The organism is Amycolatopsis sp. DG1A-15b (assembly GCF_030285645.1).
GTDB lineage: Bacteria > Actinomycetota > Actinomycetes > Mycobacteriales > Pseudonocardiaceae > Amycolatopsis.
Genome location: NZ_CP127296.1, coordinates 6,170,910 through 6,187,570, shown reverse-complemented (window position 1 = coordinate 6,187,570; position 16,661 = coordinate 6,170,910). Strand labels below are relative to the sequence as shown.

The 16,661-nt window shown below is 72.2% G+C and carries 23 protein-coding genes; 14 read left to right on the top strand and 9 right to left on the bottom strand.

Annotation, left to right across the window (positions count from 1 at the left end):
* Positions 1-13: 13 nt before the first annotated feature.
* A complete protein-coding gene (locus QRY02_RS28280) occupies positions 14-415 on the top strand; it encodes an OsmC family protein (RefSeq protein ID WP_285985871.1) in 402 nt (133 codons plus the stop codon).
* Positions 416-654: 239 nt separating this feature from the next.
* Here QRY02_RS28280 and QRY02_RS28275 read toward each other — a convergent pair whose 3' ends face one another.
* The 3 genes from QRY02_RS28275 to QRY02_RS28265 all read right to left on the bottom strand — a co-directional run bounded on the left by QRY02_RS28275 (position 655) and on the right by QRY02_RS28265 (position 3,792).
* Entirely contained in the window at positions 655-996 is a 342-nt protein-coding gene (locus QRY02_RS28275) for a hypothetical protein (RefSeq protein WP_285985870.1), read from the bottom strand.
* A gap of 58 nt (positions 997-1,054) precedes the next feature.
* The gene (locus QRY02_RS28270; protein WP_285985869.1) at positions 1,055-3,103 is read right to left on the bottom strand and encodes an ATP-dependent DNA helicase; all 2,049 of its coding nucleotides are present in this window, start codon (positions 3,101-3,103) and stop codon (positions 1,055-1,057) included.
* A 101-nt stretch (positions 3,104-3,204) separates the two neighbouring features.
* Positions 3,205-3,792 carry a biotin transporter BioY gene (locus tag QRY02_RS28265; RefSeq protein ID WP_285985868.1) on the bottom strand — a complete coding sequence of 196 codons (588 nt, stop codon included), beginning with the start codon at positions 3,790-3,792 and terminating at the stop codon, positions 3,205-3,207.
* Positions 3,793-4,003: 211 nt separating this feature from the next.
* Between QRY02_RS28265 and QRY02_RS28260 the strand changes: the two genes are divergently transcribed.
* Entirely contained in the window at positions 4,004-4,621 is a 618-nt protein-coding gene (locus tag QRY02_RS28260; RefSeq protein ID WP_353069596.1) for a choice-of-anchor P family protein, read from the top strand.
* Here the strand turns inward: QRY02_RS28260 and QRY02_RS28255 are convergent, their stop codons facing one another.
* Genes QRY02_RS28255 through QRY02_RS28245 form a run of 3 tightly spaced genes read right to left on the bottom strand, consistent with a single transcriptional unit; the run spans position 4,622 to position 7,156 of the window.
* Complete coding sequence (locus QRY02_RS28255; RefSeq protein WP_285985866.1) at positions 4,622-5,266, bottom strand: bifunctional 4-hydroxy-2-oxoglutarate aldolase/2-dehydro-3-deoxy-phosphogluconate aldolase; 645 nt, start codon at positions 5,264-5,266, stop codon at positions 4,622-4,624.
* Positions 5,263-5,841, bottom strand: coding sequence for an isochorismatase family protein (locus QRY02_RS28250; protein WP_285985865.1), 579 nt, complete (start codon positions 5,839-5,841; stop codon positions 5,263-5,265). Before QRY02_RS28250 ends, QRY02_RS28255 begins: the two co-directional genes overlap by 4 nt.
* 13 nt (positions 5,842-5,854) lie before the next feature.
* Entirely contained in the window at positions 5,855-7,156 is a 1,302-nt protein-coding gene (locus tag QRY02_RS28245) for a nicotinate phosphoribosyltransferase (protein WP_285985864.1), read from the bottom strand.
* Positions 7,157-7,230: 74 nt separating this feature from the next.
* Here QRY02_RS28245 and clpS point away from each other — a divergent pair, with 74 nt between their 5' ends.
* From clpS to QRY02_RS28230, 3 genes are read left to right on the top strand one after another with little or no spacing between them, the layout of a single operon-like run.
* Positions 7,231-7,530 (top strand): ATP-dependent Clp protease adapter ClpS, encoded by a 300-nt coding sequence (gene clpS / locus QRY02_RS28240; protein ID WP_013229464.1) that lies wholly within the window; start codon positions 7,231-7,233, stop codon positions 7,528-7,530.
* Positions 7,527-8,084: a DUF2017 domain-containing protein gene (locus tag QRY02_RS28235; RefSeq protein WP_020640928.1), complete on the top strand. Its 558-nt coding sequence runs from the start codon at positions 7,527-7,529 to the stop codon at positions 8,082-8,084. Before clpS ends, QRY02_RS28235 begins: the two co-directional genes overlap by 4 nt.
* Complete coding sequence (locus tag QRY02_RS28230; RefSeq protein WP_285985863.1) at positions 8,081-9,073, top strand: P1 family peptidase; 993 nt, start codon at positions 8,081-8,083, stop codon at positions 9,071-9,073. The genes QRY02_RS28235 and QRY02_RS28230 overlap by 4 nt, the downstream gene beginning before the upstream one ends.
* Here QRY02_RS28230 and QRY02_RS28225 read toward each other — a convergent pair.
* Positions 9,058-9,438: a hypothetical protein gene (locus QRY02_RS28225; protein WP_285985862.1), complete on the bottom strand. Its 381-nt coding sequence runs from the start codon at positions 9,436-9,438 to the stop codon at positions 9,058-9,060. The genes QRY02_RS28230 and QRY02_RS28225 overlap by 16 nt on opposite strands.
* An 81-nt stretch (positions 9,439-9,519) precedes the next feature.
* On the opposite strand from QRY02_RS28225, the gene QRY02_RS28220 reads away from it, so the two are divergent.
* From QRY02_RS28220 to QRY02_RS28210, 3 genes are all read left to right on the top strand, one after another.
* Positions 9,520-9,927, top strand: coding sequence for a M67 family metallopeptidase (locus QRY02_RS28220; protein WP_043776741.1), 408 nt, complete (start codon positions 9,520-9,522; stop codon positions 9,925-9,927).
* A 64-nt stretch (positions 9,928-9,991) separates the two neighbouring features.
* On the top strand, positions 9,992-10,264 hold the full coding sequence (locus QRY02_RS28215) for a MoaD/ThiS family protein (protein ID WP_086679767.1): 273 nt from the start codon (positions 9,992-9,994) through the stop codon (positions 10,262-10,264).
* A 3-nt stretch (positions 10,265-10,267) separates the two neighbouring features.
* Positions 10,268-11,218, top strand: coding sequence for a PLP-dependent cysteine synthase family protein (locus QRY02_RS28210; RefSeq protein ID WP_285985861.1), 951 nt, complete (start codon positions 10,268-10,270; stop codon positions 11,216-11,218).
* Between the two features lies 1 nt (position 11,219).
* Here the strand turns inward: QRY02_RS28210 and QRY02_RS28205 are convergent, their stop codons facing one another.
* Complete coding sequence (locus tag QRY02_RS28205; protein WP_285985860.1) at positions 11,220-11,387, bottom strand: hypothetical protein; 168 nt, start codon at positions 11,385-11,387, stop codon at positions 11,220-11,222.
* Between QRY02_RS28205 and QRY02_RS28200 the strand changes: the two genes are divergently transcribed.
* Entirely contained in the window at positions 11,377-12,093 is a 717-nt protein-coding gene (locus QRY02_RS28200) for an aspartate/glutamate racemase family protein (protein WP_285985859.1), read from the top strand. The genes QRY02_RS28205 and QRY02_RS28200 overlap by 11 nt on opposite strands.
* Here QRY02_RS28200 and QRY02_RS28195 read toward each other — a convergent pair.
* Entirely contained in the window at positions 12,051-12,899 is an 849-nt protein-coding gene (locus tag QRY02_RS28195; RefSeq protein ID WP_502874136.1) for an arylamine N-acetyltransferase family protein, read from the bottom strand. The two genes, QRY02_RS28200 and QRY02_RS28195, sit on opposite strands and share 43 nt — an antisense overlap.
* A 91-nt stretch (positions 12,900-12,990) precedes the next feature.
* Here QRY02_RS28195 and QRY02_RS28190 point away from each other — a divergent pair, with 91 nt between their 5' ends.
* From QRY02_RS28190 to rdgB, 5 genes are read left to right on the top strand one after another with little or no spacing between them, the layout of a single operon-like run.
* The gene (locus QRY02_RS28190) at positions 12,991-13,620 is read left to right on the top strand and encodes a rhomboid family intramembrane serine protease (protein WP_285985858.1); all 630 of its coding nucleotides are present in this window, start codon (positions 12,991-12,993) and stop codon (positions 13,618-13,620) included.
* Positions 13,617-14,423, top strand: coding sequence for a glutamate racemase (gene murI / locus QRY02_RS28185; protein ID WP_285985857.1), 807 nt, complete (start codon positions 13,617-13,619; stop codon positions 14,421-14,423). Before QRY02_RS28190 ends, murI begins: the two co-directional genes overlap by 4 nt.
* Positions 14,424-14,452: 29 nt before the next feature.
* A complete protein-coding gene (locus tag QRY02_RS28180) occupies positions 14,453-15,220 on the top strand; it encodes an MBL fold metallo-hydrolase (protein ID WP_285985856.1) in 768 nt (255 codons plus the stop codon).
* Positions 15,221-15,242: 22 nt separating this feature from the next.
* Entirely contained in the window at positions 15,243-16,019 is a 777-nt protein-coding gene (rph, locus tag QRY02_RS28175; RefSeq protein ID WP_091317310.1) for a ribonuclease PH, read from the top strand.
* Complete coding sequence (gene rdgB / locus QRY02_RS28170; protein WP_285985855.1) at positions 16,016-16,618, top strand: RdgB/HAM1 family non-canonical purine NTP pyrophosphatase; 603 nt, start codon at positions 16,016-16,018, stop codon at positions 16,616-16,618. Before rph ends, rdgB begins: the two co-directional genes overlap by 4 nt.
* Positions 16,619-16,661 lie beyond the last annotated feature (43 nt).

Sequence of the window (16,661 nt, the reverse complement as noted above, 5' to 3'; positions counted from 1 at the left end):
GGTTGGAGCGGGCATGACACTGGAAGTGGAACGCACCGGCGAGCACGCGTTCGTCGGGCGCAACGAACGCGGCGCGGAGGTGCGGCTGGGCCGTAAGGGCGCCGAAGGGGCGTTCTCGCCCGCCGAATTGCTGCAGATCGCGGCGGCGGGCTGCAGCGCGGTGACCGCCGAAGAGCTGATCACCCGGCGGATCGGCGAAGACGCGAAGTTCCGGGTCGGTGTCTCGGCCGATCGGCGCGAGGGTGCCTCGGAACTGGACGCCGTCCACGTTGTTTTCGATGTCGACGTGTCGACTTTGACCGCGGATCAGCGGGACGCGCTGGCCGGCGCCGTGGACCGGGCGATCGACCGGCTCTGCACGGTGAGCCGCACGCTCAAGAAGGGGATCCCGGTGACGGAGGAGTTCCCGGCTTAGGGTCGGGAGCGACCGGGATGAGGTCCGGCCATTTCTCGGCCAGCTTCTCGCGGTCCGCCTGGTCGAGGAACGGCAGAACACCACCGCACGACCGGCAGACGCGGGCATGACGCGCCATGAAGTGCGGGCGCGACTCGAGAAATCCCGGACGTTTGAAGAGAAGGTGAACCCAGTTCTGGGGGTCGAGATCGGCGAGTGCGCTCAGGCCGTCTTCCGTACCGCAGATCGGGCAGCGCACCTCAGTTCTCGCTGGATTCCCAGACGACGTAGGCCTGGTCGGCGTCGGTCGTCATGGCTTCGATGAACTTCTCGTTGTCGAAGCCGGGCAAGGACTGCAGGCGCTCGATGAGCGCGTCGGCCGCCGGGTCGCCGCTCGGGACCGCGGTGCCCTTGCCGTCGGCGCCGACGAGCATGAAGAACACGTCTTCGTTCCACGGGCCGTCGGGGATGACCCGCACCATCACCGAGGACAGGTCGGACCACGTGACGGCTTCTTCGCTGCCGTCCGCGAGCCGCCGCCGCACTCCGGTGTCGTCGACGCTGACGGTCCGGGACTGGGCGCTGGACGAATCCTGGGTCAACCGGTGCTCCCTTGTTGCTTCGGTGGCTTCACCGTACCGGGCGAGGCTGTGCACCGCGTCACGCGGGCGCGGCTGCGTCCAGCCGGCGCAGTGCTTCCCGCACCACCTTCGGGTCCATCGTCGGCCAGAACGGCGGCAGTGACGCGCGCAGGAAGCCGCCGTAGCGGGCGTTCGCCAGCCGCGAATCCAGCACCGCCACCACCCCGCGGTCGGTGACCGCCCGGTGCAGCCGCCCGGTGCCCTGCGCCAGCAGCAGCGCCGCGTGCGTGGCCGCCACGGTCAGGAACCCGTTGCCGCCGCGGGCTTCCACCGCGCGCTGCCGCGCCGAGGACACCGGGTCGTCCGGGCGCGGGAACGGGATCCGGTCGACCACCACGAGCTGCAGCGACGGCCCGGGGACGTCCACGCCCTGCCACAGGCTCAGCGTGCCGAACAGGCACGTGCGGACGTCTTCGGAGAACTTCTGGACCAGCAGCGATGTCGCGTCGTCACCCTGGCACAGGATCGGGAAGTCCAGCCGTCCGCGCATCTCCTCGGTGGCCTGCTTGGCCGCCCGCATCGAGGAGAACAGCCCGAGCGTGCGCCCGCCCGCCGCCTCGATCAGCTCGGCCAATTCGTCCATTGTGGACGATGTGAGGCCATCGCGACCCGGCGGCGGCAGGTGCTTGGCGAGGTACAGGATGCCGTTGCGCCGGTGGTCGAACGGCGAGCCGACGTCGAGGCCGGTCCACTTCGGGCCCGAGTCGTCCGACGGCGCCTCCTTCTCCGTCGCGGCCCCGGGCGCCTGTTCCACCCGGGCCGCGCCCGGCGGGAGCCCCCACTGGCGCGCCATGGTGTCGAACGTGCCACCCAGCGTCAGCGTCGCCGACGTCAGGATCGTCGTGTGCTGGTTGAACACCCGCTCCCGCAGCAGGCCGGCGACGCCCAGCGGCGCCACCTTCAGCGCCGGTGGCCGGGGGTTCGACGAGTACTTGTCGCCGGAGAGCCAGACGACGTCGCGCTGGTGCGCCTGGTCTTCGTCGAAGGCCTCCAGCAGCCGGACCGCGGTGTCGTGCACCTCGTCGAGCAGTGACCGCGCCAGCTTGCGCGCCGTGGCGCCCTCGACGTCCTCCTTGCGGTCGGAACCCAGCGCCGTGATGCACCGGTGTGCGGCGTCGCGGACCGCCGGGATCGCGCCCTGCAGCGGCCGTGGCAGCTCGTCCATCCGGCCCGCGGGCAGGTCGTCGACGATCAGGGCCAGTCCGTCACCCGCTTCCAGCAGGCCGTCGGCGACGTCGGCGTCGATGAGCTTGCCGCAGCGGCGCGCGGCCGCCGCGCACATCGCGCTGGTCAGCTCGCCGGTGGCGACCGAGGTGACCCGGTCGACCAGGTCGTGGGCCTCGTCGATGATCACCACGTCGTGATCCGGCAGCACCTGGTAGCCCTGCAGCGCGTCGATCGCCAGCAGCGCGTGGTTGGTGACGATGACGTCGGCGCGGCCGGCTTCGGCGCGGGCCTTCTCGGCGAAGCAGTCCGTGCCGATCGGACAGCGTGAAGCGCCGAGACATTCCTTCGCCGTCACGGAAACCTGACGCCACGCCTGGTCGGTGACACCGGGGACGAGCTCGTCGCGGTCGCCGGTTTCGGTGTCCGACGCCCACTCCCGCAGCCGCGTGACCTCCTTGCCCAGCCGGGACACCGCGAACGGGTCGAACAGCTGGGCGTCCTCCGGCTCGTCCGGCGCGCCGGAATCCAGCCGGTGCAGGCACATGTAGTTCCGGCGGCCCTTGAGGATCGCGAAGGTCGGCTCGCGGCCGAGCGGCTTCTTCAGCGCCTTCGCCAGCCGTGGGAGGTCGCGGTCGACGAGCTGGCGCTGCAGCGCGATCGTCGCCGTGGAGACCACCACCGTGGCCTCTTTCTCGACGGCGTGGCGGATCGCGGGCACGAGGTAGGCCAGTGACTTGCCGGTGCCGGTGCCGGCCTGCACGGCCAGGTGCTCACCGGTGCGGATGGCGCGGCCGACGGCGTCGGCCATCTGGACCTGCCCCGGGCGCTCGGCACCGCCGACGGACTCCACCGCGTGGGTGAGGAGTTCGAGGACGCCGGGGAAATCGGTTCGGGCGGGCACAGCGACACATTAGCCGCCACCACCGACAGAGATCGGTGCTCCGTCGCGAACGGGCCACTCGCGCCGCGGGGACCCGCCGCGCGGCGGGTCCCCGCGGGCGGTCAGTCTTCGGTGCGGCCGGAGACCAGCTTCCAGGTCAGCGGCAGCAGACCGGCGGCAACGACGATCTTGATCGCGTCCCCGATGAGGAACGGCGTGACGCCCTTGGCGAACGCGGTCGACAGGTCGAACCCGGTCGACGCCATCAGCCACGGCACGCCGAACGCGTAGATCACCAGGTTGCCGAGCACCATCGTGCCCGCGGTGCGCACCGGCGTCCGGTCGCCGCCGCGGCCGGCGAGCGCGCCGACCAGCGCGCCGGCGAAGACGAACCCGACGATGTAGCCGGCGCTCGCGCCCGACAGGCCGGACGTGCCGTGCTGGAACCACGGCACCCCCACCGCGCCGACCAGCAGGTACACCAGCATCGAGGCGGCACCGCGCGACATGCCGAGCGACGCGCCGACGAGCAGCGCGGCGAACGTCTGGCCGGTCATCGGCACCGGGCTGCCCGGCACCGGGATCGTCAGCTGCGCGGCGGCGCCGGTGAGCACGGCACCGCCGGCGACCAGCGCGATGTCCCGCACGAGCGAGCCGGGTACGAGGTCGGCCAGCACGGGCCGCTTGCCGGCGAAGGACAGCGAAGACACGAAACCTCCCGATATGAACAGGCGACGACCGAGGTTAACGCTCGTTACCGTCCCGTGGACCCGCCGAGTTGCGTTCCTCACCGGCCACTCGTCCGGGTGGACCCGATCAGGGCGGGCGCCGGACCGGCCGATGACGAAGGGCATAGCTGCGATCTGTCACGCCAACCGAGGAGGCCGGAGCATGCGGAACGCCAGGAAGAGGACATATCGGGTGCTGGCCGTGACGATGCTGGCCGCGCCGCTCCTCGGCGCGGCGGCCCCGGTGACCTCCACCGGATGGGCGTCGTCCGGCTCGGTGGACGTGACGATCGACAACGAGCAGATCGTCACCGGTGAACTGGCGAAGTGCACCGTCGACGGCCCGTACCGGGGCTGGACGCAGGGGGGCGCCACCGGCGACATCGCGGTGTTCGGCGCTGGTGAAACCGGCTGCGGCCGATCCGGTGAGGCGTCGATCGCCCAGGCGGCCGGGCGCCGCTTCCGGGCGACCTTGCTGCAGCGCTACGGCGGCCCGGCACTCACCGTCCGCACGTTCTCGGCCAAGTGCGCGACGACGGCGACCGGCAGCCTCGGCGAGGTGGCGGTCGGCGCCGTCGAAGGGGTCACCGTGCCGGAGGAGATCCCGCCGAACTACCGGATCGTCATCCCCGGCGGGGCCGCCGGCACCGCGCTGGCGACGGTCGTGCTCAACGAGACGGTGACGCCGCAGCCGCCGGACGGCAGCCTGGTGACGCACGCGGTGCACATCAAGCTGTTCCCGCAGGGCGGCCCGGCCGGCGGCGACATCTACCTGGGCACGGCCGCTTGCGACCCGTTCGGGAAGAAGTGATCAGGCTGGGGTGAAGCGGGAAGCCGCGGCGACGAACTCGCCCGCCCGCGTGGCCAGGTCCGGCAGGCTGCCGCCGGAGGACAGCGCGTCGCCCAGCAACGGCGTCGCCGCGGCGACCGCGATCGCTCCCGAGCGCAGGTAGCCCTCGACGTCGGCCAGGTGGACGCCGCCGGTCGGCACCAGCGGGACGTCGGGCAGCGGCGCCCGCACCGCGCGCAGGTACGCGACGCCGCCCACGGCGGCGACCGGGAACACCTTCACCGCGGCCGCGCCGAGCCGCCAGGCCTGGTCGATCTCCGTCGGCGTCAGCGCACCGCAGATCACCGGGGTGTCCAGGGCCGCGGCGCGCTCCAGGACCGCCGGGTTGACCGTCGGCGTGATCAGGTACGCGGCACCCGCGTCCACCGCGATGTCCACATCGGACGGTTCGCGGACGCTGCCCGCACCGATCAGCGCGTCCTCGCCGAGCGCCAGGCGCAGCGCGGTGATGGCCGCGGGCGCGCCCGGCGTCGTCAGCGTGGCTTCGAGCAGGCGGACGCCCGCCGCGTGCAGCACCATCGCGGCGTCGGCGAACCGCGCCGCGCCGGTGGCGCGCAGGATCGCGACGAGCCGGTGTTCCGCCAGCGCCGCTCGCAGGTCCTTCACGCGGCCGGGCCGACGACGGCGGTGCCGGTGTACGCGACGCCCGCCTCGTCGAAGTCCTTCAGCGTCGCGTCGACCGTCGGCTGCGAGCCGCCCACGGTCAGGTCCAGCAGCACGCGCACGCCGAAGCCTGCCTTCGCCGCGTCGAGCGCTGTCGCGCGGACGCAGAAGTCCGTCGCGATGCCGACGACGTCGACGTCGGTCACGTCGTGCTCGCGAAGCCAGGCTTCCAGCGACTTGCCGTCGCGGGCCGCGCCCTCGAAGCCGGAGTACGCGGCGCTGTACTCGCCCTTGGAGAACACCTCGCCGATCGGGACGACGTCGAGCGCGGCGTGGAACGACGCGCCCGGCGTGCCGGCGACGCAGTGCACCGGCCAGCTGTCCTTGAAGTCCGGCGTCTCGCTGAAGTGGTCACCCGGGTCGATGTGGTTGTCCCGGGTCGCCACGACGTGGCTGTACCCGCCCTCGGCGGCCTGCTTCGAGATGCCGGCGGCCGCCGCGGCCCCACCCGGCAGGCCGAGCGAACCCCCTTCGCAGAAGTCGTTCTGCACGTCCACCACGATCAGCGCGGTCCCCATGGTCGAACTCCTCTCACAAGAACAGCGTCGGGATAGCGGGCTCGCCGTGCGAGAGCTTGAGGCCCTCCCACGGCAGGCTGACCAGGCCGCGGCGCAGCCGCTGCCTCGCGTCGTCGAGCGTAGGCAGGTCCGGCGCCGGACGGCCAGCGCGGATCAGCGGGATCTGCAGCGGGCGGTCGTTGGCCTCCGGCTCCGGCGCGGCCGAACCGGAAGCCCAGACGACCTCCTCGACCGCCGTGCCGGTGCCGCGGTGGCGCCGCAGCGCGGACTTCCGGCCGCCACGCGACTCCTTGTGCGCACTGCGCTTGGCGACCGGCCTGCCGTCCACCTCGACCAGCTTGTAGACCATGCCGGCGGTCGGCGCGCCGGACCCGGTGACCACCGAGGTGCCGACGCCGTAGGCGTCCACCGGCTCCGCGCGCAGCGCCGCGATGGCGTGCTCGTCCAGGTCGCCGGAGACCACGATCCGGGTGTCCTTCGCCCCGAGGGAGTCCAGCTGCTCCCGGGCGCGGCGGGCGAGCGGGCCGACGTCGCCGGAGTCGATCCGGATCGCCCCGAGCTCGGGCCCGGCGACGCGGACCGCCGTCTCGATGCCCGCGGTGATGTCGTAGGTGTCGACCAGCAGCGTCGTGTCCGCGCCCATCTTGTCCACCTGGGCGCGGAAGGCCGCCTCTTCGCTGTCGTGCAGCAGCATGAAGGCGTGCGCGACGGTGCCGCGCGTCGGGATGCCGTAGCGGCGGCCCGCTTCCAGGTTGGACGTCGTCGCGAAACCGGCCAGGTAGGCGGCGCGCGCGGCCGCGACCGCGGCGTACTCGTGCGTGCGGCGCCCGCCCATCTCGATGATCGGGCGGCCGTGCGCGGCGCCGGACATCCGGGCCGCCGCCGACGCGATGGCGCTGTCGTGGTTGAGGATCGACAGCACCAGCGTCTCCAGCAGCACGCACTCGCCGAACGAGCCGGTCACGGTGAGGATCGGCGAGCCCGGGAAGTACAGCTCGCCCTCGGGGTAGCCGTCGATGTCGCCCGAGAACTCGTAGTCGGCGAGCCAGCCCAGCGTCGCGTCGTCGACGACCGCGGTGGCCTCCAGCTGCGCCAGTTCGGCGTCGGTGAAGCGGAAGTCCGCGATCGCGTCGAGGACCCGGGCGGTGCCCGCGACGACGCCGTAGCGCCGCCCGTCCGGCAGCCTCCTGGCGAAAACTTCGAATACGCAGGGCCGCGCGTGCGTCCCGTCGGCGAGCGCGCTGCCCAGCATGGTCAGCTCGTAGTGGTCGGTGAGCAGCGCAGTGCTGGCCGTGACCGGCTCCGGTGAACCCATGGGGTAAGCCTATTCACCCACATGGCCGGACCTGGCGCGGCGTACCCGGTGACCCCCGTGACACCATGGGGTGCATGTCCACGCCTGTCGCATCCGAACAGACGCAGGTCGAACCGGCCGGTGCCGAAGTCGCCGAGTCGGACACACCGTGGCGGACCGTGGTGTGGAACGACCCGGTCAACCTGATGTCGTACGTGACGTACGTCTTCCAGAAGCTGTTCGGCTACAGCCGCGACCACGCCACCAAGCTGATGCTGGACGTGCACCAGAAGGGCAAGGCGATCGTGTCGTCCGGCAGCAAGGAGAAGGTGGAGACGGACGTGGCGAAACTCCACGCGGCCGGCCTCTGGGCCACCATGGAGCAGCCCTCGTGAACGGTTGGCGGCGCAAGGGCGCGGTGATCCACGCGGGGTTCGAGCAGCAGGAAGCGGCCGTGCTGCGCGGGCTGGTCAGCCAGCTCGAGGACATGCTCACCGCGCGTGCCGAAGAGGCGCCGCAGGACGAGCTCGCCGAGCTCACCGGCATCCGGACCGGGCCCAGCGAGTCGCCGGACGACCCGGTGCTCTCGCGGCTGCTCCCGGACTTCCACAAGCTCGACCCGGACAACCCGTCGCGGGAGGACATCGACTCGGTCGCGGCGATGCGGTCGCTGCACGAGCCGGAGCTGCTCGACATCAAGGTCGGCGTGGCCAAGATCGTGCTCGACACGCTGCCCCGCGACGGCGGCCACGTGCGGCTGACCGAGGAGCAGGCGGACGCGTGGCTGGGCGCGCTCAACGACGTCCGGCTGGCCCTCGGCACCGCGCTCGACGTCACCGAGGACATGCCCGACGAGCTGCCCGAGGACGACCCGCGGGCGCCGCACCTGGGCGTCTACCACTGGCTGACGTGGGTGCAGGAGACGCTGATCCAGGCGCTGACCGGATGATCACCGACGTGCCGGGTGTCCTGGTCGGGCACCACGAGCGGGTCGGCGACGGCTGGGCCACCGGGACGACGGTGGTGCTGGTGCCCGAGGGCGCGGTCGGCGCGGTCGACCAGCGCGGCGGCGCGCCGGGCACGCGCGAGACGAACTTGCTGGAGCCGGAGAACCTGGTGCAGCGGGTCAACGCGGTCTGCCTGTCGGGCGGGTCGGCGTACGGCCTCGCCGCGGCCGACGGCGTGATGCGGTGGCTGGCGGATCGGAACCTGGGCTTTCCCGTCGGGACGCAGCCGCACGAGGTGGTGCCGATCGTGCCCGCGGCCGTGCTGTTCGACCTGCCGCGCAGCGAGTGGGGCAACCGGCCCGACGCGTCCTTCGGCTACGCGGCCTGCGACGCGGCTTCGGGCTCGTTCGCCCAGGGAACGGTCGGGGCGGGCGCGGGGGCGGCTGTGGGGTCGCTGAAGGGCGGGATCGGCTCGGCCAGTGAAGTAGTCGGCGAGTTCACGGTCGGGGCGCTGGCGGCGGTCAATGCGGCCGGCGAGGCCGTGGACCTGGCGACGGGCCGGGCCTACGCGGCCGACCACGGCGACTTCGGCGTGACCTGGCCTTCGCGGGCCGCTGACCTGCCCTCTCGCCGGACGGACCTCAACACGACGATCGGCGTGGTCGCGGTGGACGCGGCGCTGTCCAAGGCCGAAGCGCGGCGGATCGCGGTCGCGGCGCAGGACGGGCTGGCGCGAGCCGTGCGCCCGGCCCACACGATGTTCGACGGCGACACGGTGTTCGCGCTGGCCACCGGTGCGCACGAGCTGCCGGACGCGAGCGGCCCGTTCGGCGCGGCGGCCCGGCCGGCGGCGCTGGACGCGCTGTGCTCGGCGGCGGCGCGCGTGTTCGCGCGGGCGATGGTGCACGGCCTGCTGGCGGCGACCACGGCCGGCGGGGTGCCGGCCTACCGTGACGTCTGGCCGGAAGCGTTCGGTCAGCCGCCCGGGTAGGGGTCCTCGGGCAGGGCGTCGCCGGCGGCCTCGAGGTTCGCCGCGCGCACGGCCGCGATGTACTCCTCGTCGATCTCCAGGTCGATGCCGCCGACGGACAGGATCGGCCCGAGCGAGGGGTGGATCTCGAGCGGGCCCAGTTCGGTGGAACGCGGCAGGCGTTCCCAGATCTGCTTCGGCCGGTTGAGGGTCCAGCGGCTGCAGGCCAGCAGGGTGACGTGCCGGTCGGTCACCATGATCAGGAAGCCGACCCGGACGCGCATGCGGTTCACGTACAGCGACATCCCGGGGATCACGTACTGGATCCGCTCGTCGGTCCCGAGGTACATCCGGCACCGATCGCGCACTTTCGACGACAACGGCATCGGCCCAGTATCCCGAGAACGGCTGGTGAGCGGTATATCTCAACATCTGGACCCGCTTTGTCCACCACCTAAGATGTGGGTGTGCTCCGGATCCGCCGTGAACTCGTCGACGAGATCGTCGCCCACGCCCGTCGTGACCACCCCGACGAAGCGTGCGGGGTGATCGCGGGGCCCGAGGGCTCGGATTCCCCCGAGCGGTTCATCCCCATGCTCAACGCGGCCCGGTCGCCGACGTTCTACGAGTTCGACTCCGGCGACCTGCTGAAGCTCTACCGCGAGATGGCCGCGAACGACGAGGTGCCGGTGGTGATCTACCACTCGCACACCGCGACCGAGGCCTACCCGTCGCGCACCGACGCGAACATCGCGGCCGAGCCGGACGCGCACTACGTGCTCGTCTCCACCCGCGACCCCGAAGTGCACGAGTTCCGGTCGTACCGGATCGTGGACGCCGAGATCACCGAGGAGCCGGTCGAGATCGTCGACTGAGCTCCCGGAACAAACCGCGCGCCACCGGCGTCTGCGTTTAAGAACCCACCGGAGGTAAGAACCCATGGCCGTGACCGTCTCCATCCCGACGATCCTGCGCACCCACACCGGCGGCGAGAAGTCCGTCGAGGCGAAGGGCGCGACCGTCCTCGAGGTCATCGACGACGTCGAGTCCCGCCACGCCGGCATCAAGGGCCGCCTGGTGAAGGAGGAGAAGCTGCACCGCTTCATCAACGTCTACGTCAACGACGAGGACGTGCGCTTCGCCGGCGGGCTCGAGGCCGAGGTCAAGGACGGCGACACCCTGACCATCCTGCCCGCCGTGGCCGGTGGCTGATCGATGGCTCGCTTCGAGTCGCTGCTCGACGCGCTCGGCGGCACCCCGCTGGTCGGGCTGCCCCGGCTCTCCCCGACGCACGACGTGCGCCTGTGGGCGAAGCTGGAGGACCGCAACCCGACCGGCTCGATCAAGGACCGGCCCGCGCTGGCCATGATCGAAGCCGCCGAGCGTGAAGGCAAGCTGCGGCGCGGCTCCACGATCCTGGAGCCGACGTCGGGCAACACCGGGATTTCGCTGGCCATGGCCGCCAAGCTCAAGGGCTACGGACTGGTCTGCGTGATGCCGGAGAACACCTCGACCGAGCGCAAGCAGCTGCTGCAGGCCTACGGCGCGCGGATCGTCTTCTCGCCGGCCGCGGGCGGCTCCAACGAGGCCGTCCGGCGGGCGAAGGAGCTGTCCGCGGCGAACCCGGACTGGGTGATGCTCTACCAGTACGGCAACCCGGCCAACGCCGACGCGCACTACCGCGGCACCGGCCCGGAGCTGCTCAAGGACCTGCCGACGCTGACGCACTTCGTCGGCGGTCTCGGCACGACGGGCACGCTCGTCGGCGTCGGGCGCTACCTGCACGAGGCCAAGCCGGACGTCCAGGTCATCGCGGCCGAGCCGCGCTACGGCGAGCTGGTGTACGGCCTGCGCAACCTCGACGAGGGGTTCGTGCCGGAGCTGTACGACCCTTCGGTGCTCAACGGCCGCTACTCCGTGGGGGCGTATGACGCTTTGCGGCGCACCCGGGAGCTGCTGGAGCACGAAGGCATCTTCGCGGGCATCTCGACGGGCGCGGTGCTGCACGCGGCTTTGGCGGTGGCCGAGAAGGCCGCCGCCCGGGGTGACGCGGCGGATGTCGCTTTCGTCGTCGCGGACGCCGGGTGGAAGTACCTGTCCACCGGGGCCTACGCGGGGTCGCTGGACGAGGCGGCCGAGCGGCTCGACGGGCAGCTCTGGGCCTGAGCTACTCCGGCTGGGGCAGCTCGAGTTCTTCGAGCGGCTCGGCGGCCACGCTGTAGCTCTCCTGGACCTTCCGGGTCGACCGCGAGCCGGCCAGTGCGGTGACCAGGACGTTCGAAACCCCGGGGAACGCCGTGCGCAGTTCGGGCATCATGGTTCCCATGATGGTCATCGGGCTGCTCGGCGGCATGAGCTGGGAGTCGTCCGCCGAGTACTACCGGCTCGTCAACGAGCGGGTGAAGGTCGTCCTCGGCGGTTTCCACTCGGCGCACACCGTGCTCTACTCCGTCGACTTCGCCGCGATCGAGGCCATGCAGGCCGACGGCCGCTGGGACGACGCCGGTGCCGAGCTCAACCGGGCCGCCAAGGCGCTGGAAGCCGCCGGTGCCGACTTCGTCGTGCTCTGCACGAACACCATGCACAAGGTGGCCGAGCAGCTCGAAGCCGGCCTCGGCATCCCGCTGCTGCACCTGGGCGACACCACGGCCGCGGCCGTCAAGGCCGCCGGGATCCGCCGCGTGGGGTTGCTCGGGACCGGCTTCACCATGGGGCAGCCCTTCTACCGCGACCGCCTCGCCGCGCACGGGCTCGACGTGCTCGTGCCCGGCGCCGAAGACCGCGACCTGGTGCACCGGATCATCTACGACGAGCTGGTGCTCGGCCTCGTGAAACCCGAGTCCCGCGAGGCCTATCGCGGCGTGATCGCGCGGCTGGCCGACGCGGGCGCCGAGGGCGTCATCTACGGCTGCACCGAGATCGAGCTGCTGGTCGGCCCCGAGGACGCCCCGGTGCCGACCTTCCCGACGACCCGCCTGCACGCCGAAGCGGCGGTGGACTACGCGCTGGGCACCACCTCGCTGCCCTTGCCACCGACGTGAGCCTCGTGCTGCGCGACGCACTGCCGCCACAGCCGCTCACGCTCCTCGGCCGTGAACTGCGCCGATGGGATGCCGAACACGTCGCCCGCGGCTGCCCACCAGTCGCCGGGTGACTCGATCAGCTCCTTGGCGCCGTGGCGATCCAGGGTGAGCGCGCGCAGGGAGTCGACGCCCGCCTCGTCCCGCCGTTGCACCACGCAGACCCGCACGAACCCGGACTCGGGTGCCGTCGACAGCCAGGTGTGCTTCTCCGCGAAGTCCGCCATCTCCGCGACACCGGGCGCGAAGTCCATGCCGGTGAAGCTGCCCGAGGGGTCGTGCTCGAACCGCCAGCCGCCCGGCGCCACCTCCGACGGCCGCAGCCGGTAGGTGTGCGGGCCCTGCACGTAGGTGCCTTCCCGGAGGGGGAGCGGCTCGTGCGGGCCGTCCCCGAGCCCCACGTCGACCAGCCACGCCGTCTCCGGGGCGTCCGGCAGCCCGGTGACGGTCAGCGCCAGGTGGTTCCGGTCGACGTTCGGCGCGTCCGCACTGCCCTGCACCCCGCCCAGGTGCCGGGTGACCTGGTAGCCGAGCGCCGCCAGCAACGCCGACAACGCCCCGTTCAGGTGGTAGCAGTACCCGCCGCGGCCCCGCAGGATCCGCGCCAGCGACGCCGACGGCTCGAGCGGGGTCGGCCGCCCGAGCTGCACCTCCAGTGCCTCGTAGGGCACGCGTTCGACGTGCGCCGCGTGCAGCCGCCGCAGCGCCCCCAGGCCCGGCGGCTCGGGATCGAGGCCGAGCCGCGCGAGATAACCGATGACGTCCATGCCCGACAAGCTAGCGATGACCACCGACAAAACCGCCGGATCAGGGATTTCACCCGAGGTGGAGCAGCCGTGCCCCGCTTAGCCTCGAAGGGTGAGCACCTTGAGCCCCGCCCCGGAAACCGCCGCCGCCAAGCGCGTGCTGCCGCCGAAACCGGTGGCGGCCGCGATCGTCGCGCTGTCGTTCACCCTGCTGCTGTACCTGGTCGAGCTGGTCGACGTCGTTCTCCCCGGTGACCTCGACCAGGGCGGCATCCACTCGCGGGCGCTGTCCGGACTGGACGGCGTGCTGTTCGCCCCGGTCCTGCACGTCGGCTGGTCGCACCTGTTCGCGAACACCGTCCCGGTGCTGGTGTTCTCCTTCCTCGCGATGGCCGCCGGGATCGGCCGGTTCGCGCTGGTCACGGCCATCATCTGGGTGGTCTCCGGGCTCGGTGTGTGGCTGATCGGGCCGTCGGACGGCGTCACCGTCGGCGCGTCCGGCCTGGCCTTCGGCTGGCTCGCCTACCTGCTGGTCCGCGGCCTGTTCAACCGTGCGGCCGGGCAGATCGTGGTCGCCGTCGTCCTGCTCGGCGTGTGGAGCGGCATGCTGGCCGGGCTGCTGCCGGGCAACCCCGGCGTCTCCTGGCAGGGCCACCTCTTCGGCGCGCTGGCCGGCGTCCTCGCGGCTTGGCTGACCACCCGCCGGGCGGGCAAGGCCGCCCCGGGTAACCTCGAAGCGTGACGTCTCCGCCCGCTGATGCCCCGATCGGCGTGTTCGATTCCGGCGTCGGCGGGCTGACGGTGGCGAGGGCGATCCTCGAGCAGCTGCCCGCCGAGCAGCTCCGCTACGTCGGCGACACGGCGCACAACCCGTACGGCCCGCTCCCGATCGCCACCGCCCGCAGCTACGCGCTCGCGGCGCTCGACGAGCTGGTGGAGAGCGGCGTGAAGGCCCTGGTGATCGCCTGCAACACGGCGTCCGCGGCCTGCCTGCGCGACGCGCGCGAGCGCTACGACGTCCCGGTGATCGAGGTCGTCCTGCCCGCCGCGCGCCGCGCCGTCGTGGCGACGCACACCGGCCGCGTCGGCGTGATCGGCACCGAGGGCACCGTGCGGTCGCGGGCCTACGAAGACGCCTTCGCCGCGGCGCCCGCCATCACGCTCACCAGCGTCGCCTGCCCGCGGTTCGTCGACTTCGTCGAGCGCGGCATCACGACCGGGCGCCAGGTGCTCGGGCTGGCGCAGGGCTACCTCCAGCCGCTCCTCGACGCCCAGGTCGACACGCTGGTGCTCGGCTGCACGCACTACCCGCTGCTGCAGGGCGTGCTGCAGATCGTGATGGGCCAGGAAGTCACCCTGGTGAGCAGCGCGGACGAGACCGCCAAGGACCTCGTCCGCGTGCTCACCGAGGGGGACCTGCTGACCACCCGGGACACCCCGCCGCGGCACGAGTTCCTCGCCACCGGATCGGCGGAGCCGTTCACCCGGCTCGCCCAGCGGTTCATGGGGTTCGCCCCGGGTGTCCTCGCTCCCACCACCGCGTGATCGCGGCGGCGGACGCTTAGGGTGTCGTCGTGCGACTGACCATCCTCGGGTGCTCCGGCAGCATCCCCGGGCCGAACGCCGCCGCGTCCGGTTACCTGATCGAGGCCGAGGGTTTTCTGCTCGGCCTCGAACTCGGCAACGGCACGCTCGCGCAGCTGCAAGCCGTGGCCGACCCGTTCGACCTGGACGCGCTCGTGCTCACGCACCTGCACCCCGACCACTGCGCCGACGTCAGCGCGCTCACCGTCCTGCGGCGCTACCACCCGGCGCCGCCGTACCCGGCGCGCCCGCGGCTGCTGCCGCTGTACGCCCCGCCGGACGCCCCGACGCGCTTGGCGAACGCGTACGCCCCCAACGAGACCGAGCGGGCCGTCACGGACCTCTCCGACGTCTACGACTTCCGGCCGCTGCGGCCCGAGCCGTTCCGGATCGGGCCGTTCGAGGTCGTCGCGGTCGAGGTCGACCACCCGACCCCGGCGTACGGCGTGCGGCTCTCCTACGGCGGCCGCATCCTCGCGTTCACCGGCGACACCGGGCCGTGCGCGGCGCTGAACGAGCTCGCCGACGGCGTCGACCTGCTGCTCGCCGAAGCGTCCTGGACGGATTCGGCGGAGCGGCCGGCGGGTGTGCACCTGTCGGGCAAGCAGGCCGGTGAGCTGGCCCGGGACGCCGGTGTCGGGCGGCTGCTGCTGACGCACATCGCGCCGTGGACCGACGCGGGGGCGGTGCTGGCCGAGGCTTCGGCCGGGTTCCCCGGGGCCGAGGTCGTCAAGCAGGGTGCCGTCTACGACGTCTGAACGGCGGTCATAGAGTGCACGTGTGGCTCGAAAAGACGGCAGGACCGACGACCAGCTCCGTGACATCAAGATCACCCGGGGATTCCAGCAGTGGCCGGCGGGGTCGGTGCTGATCGAATTCGGCAACACGCGGGTGCTGTGCGCGGCGAGCGTCACCGAAGGGGTGCCGCGCTGGCGGGCCGGTTCCGGCCTCGGCTGGGTGACGGCCGAGTACGCGATGCTGCCGTCCGCGACCAACACGCGCGGTGACCGCGAGTCGGTGAAGGGCCGGATCGGCGGGCGCACGCACGAGATCTCGCGGCTGATCGGCCGGTCCCTGCGGGCCTGCATCGACCTGGCGGCGCTGGGTGAGAACACGATCGTCATCGACTGCGACGTCATCCAGGCCGACGGTGGCACCCGCACGGCGGCGGTGACCGGTGGTTACGTGGCGCTGGCGGACGCGATCACCTGGCTGGGCGCGGCGAACCGGCTCAACGACCCGCAGCCGCTGTCGTCCTCGGTGGCGGCGGTGAGCGTCGGCGTGGTCGACGGCCGGGTCCGGCTCGACCTGCCGTACGAAGAGGACTCGCGCGCCGAGGTCGACATGAACGTGGTCGCCACCGACGCGGGCACCCTCATCGAGGTCCAGGGCACCGGCGAGGGCGCGACCTTCGCCAGGTCCACTTTGGACACGATGCTCGACATGGCGCTCGCGGGCTGCGCGGAGCTGACTCGCCTGCAGAACGAGGCACTGGCGCTGCCGTACCCGGGTGAGCTGCCGGAGCCGCGTCCGGACAAGAAGAAGGGCTCGAAGTGACGAAGCTGCTTCTGGCGACGCGCAACGCGAAGAAGCTCGGCGAGCTGCGGCGGATCGTCGCCGCGGAAGGTCTTTCGGGCCTCGAGGTGATCGGCCTCGCTGACGTGCCTTCGTTCCCCGAAGCACCCGAGACGGCGCCCGACTTCGAAGGCAACGCGGTGGCGAAGGCCCGTGACGCTGTCGCCGCAACGGGATTGCCCGCCATCGCGGACGACTCGGGTCTCGCCGTCGACGCGCTGAACGGGATGCCCGGGGTGCTCTCGGCCCGGTGGTCCGGCAAGCACGGTGACGACGAGGCGAACCTGGATCTGGTGCTGGGGCAGCTTCGCGACGTGCCCGACGAGCGCCGCGGCGCCCAGTTCGTCTGCGCAGCGGCCTTGGTGCTGCCGTCGGGCGAGGAGACGGTGGTCCGGGGCGAGTGGCGCGGCACGCTGGTGCGGGAACGACGTGGGGTGAACGGGTTCGGCTACGACCCGATCTTCCGGCCGGACGGCGAAAGCCGGACGTCGGCGGAGATGGAACCGGCGGAGAAGGACGCGGTTTCCCACCGGGGCCTGGCGTTGCGGGCGCTGCTGCCGGCACTGCGGGAGCTGGCTTAGCTCAGACGAGGTTCTCGAGCTCGACCCTGAGGCGATCTGGCCG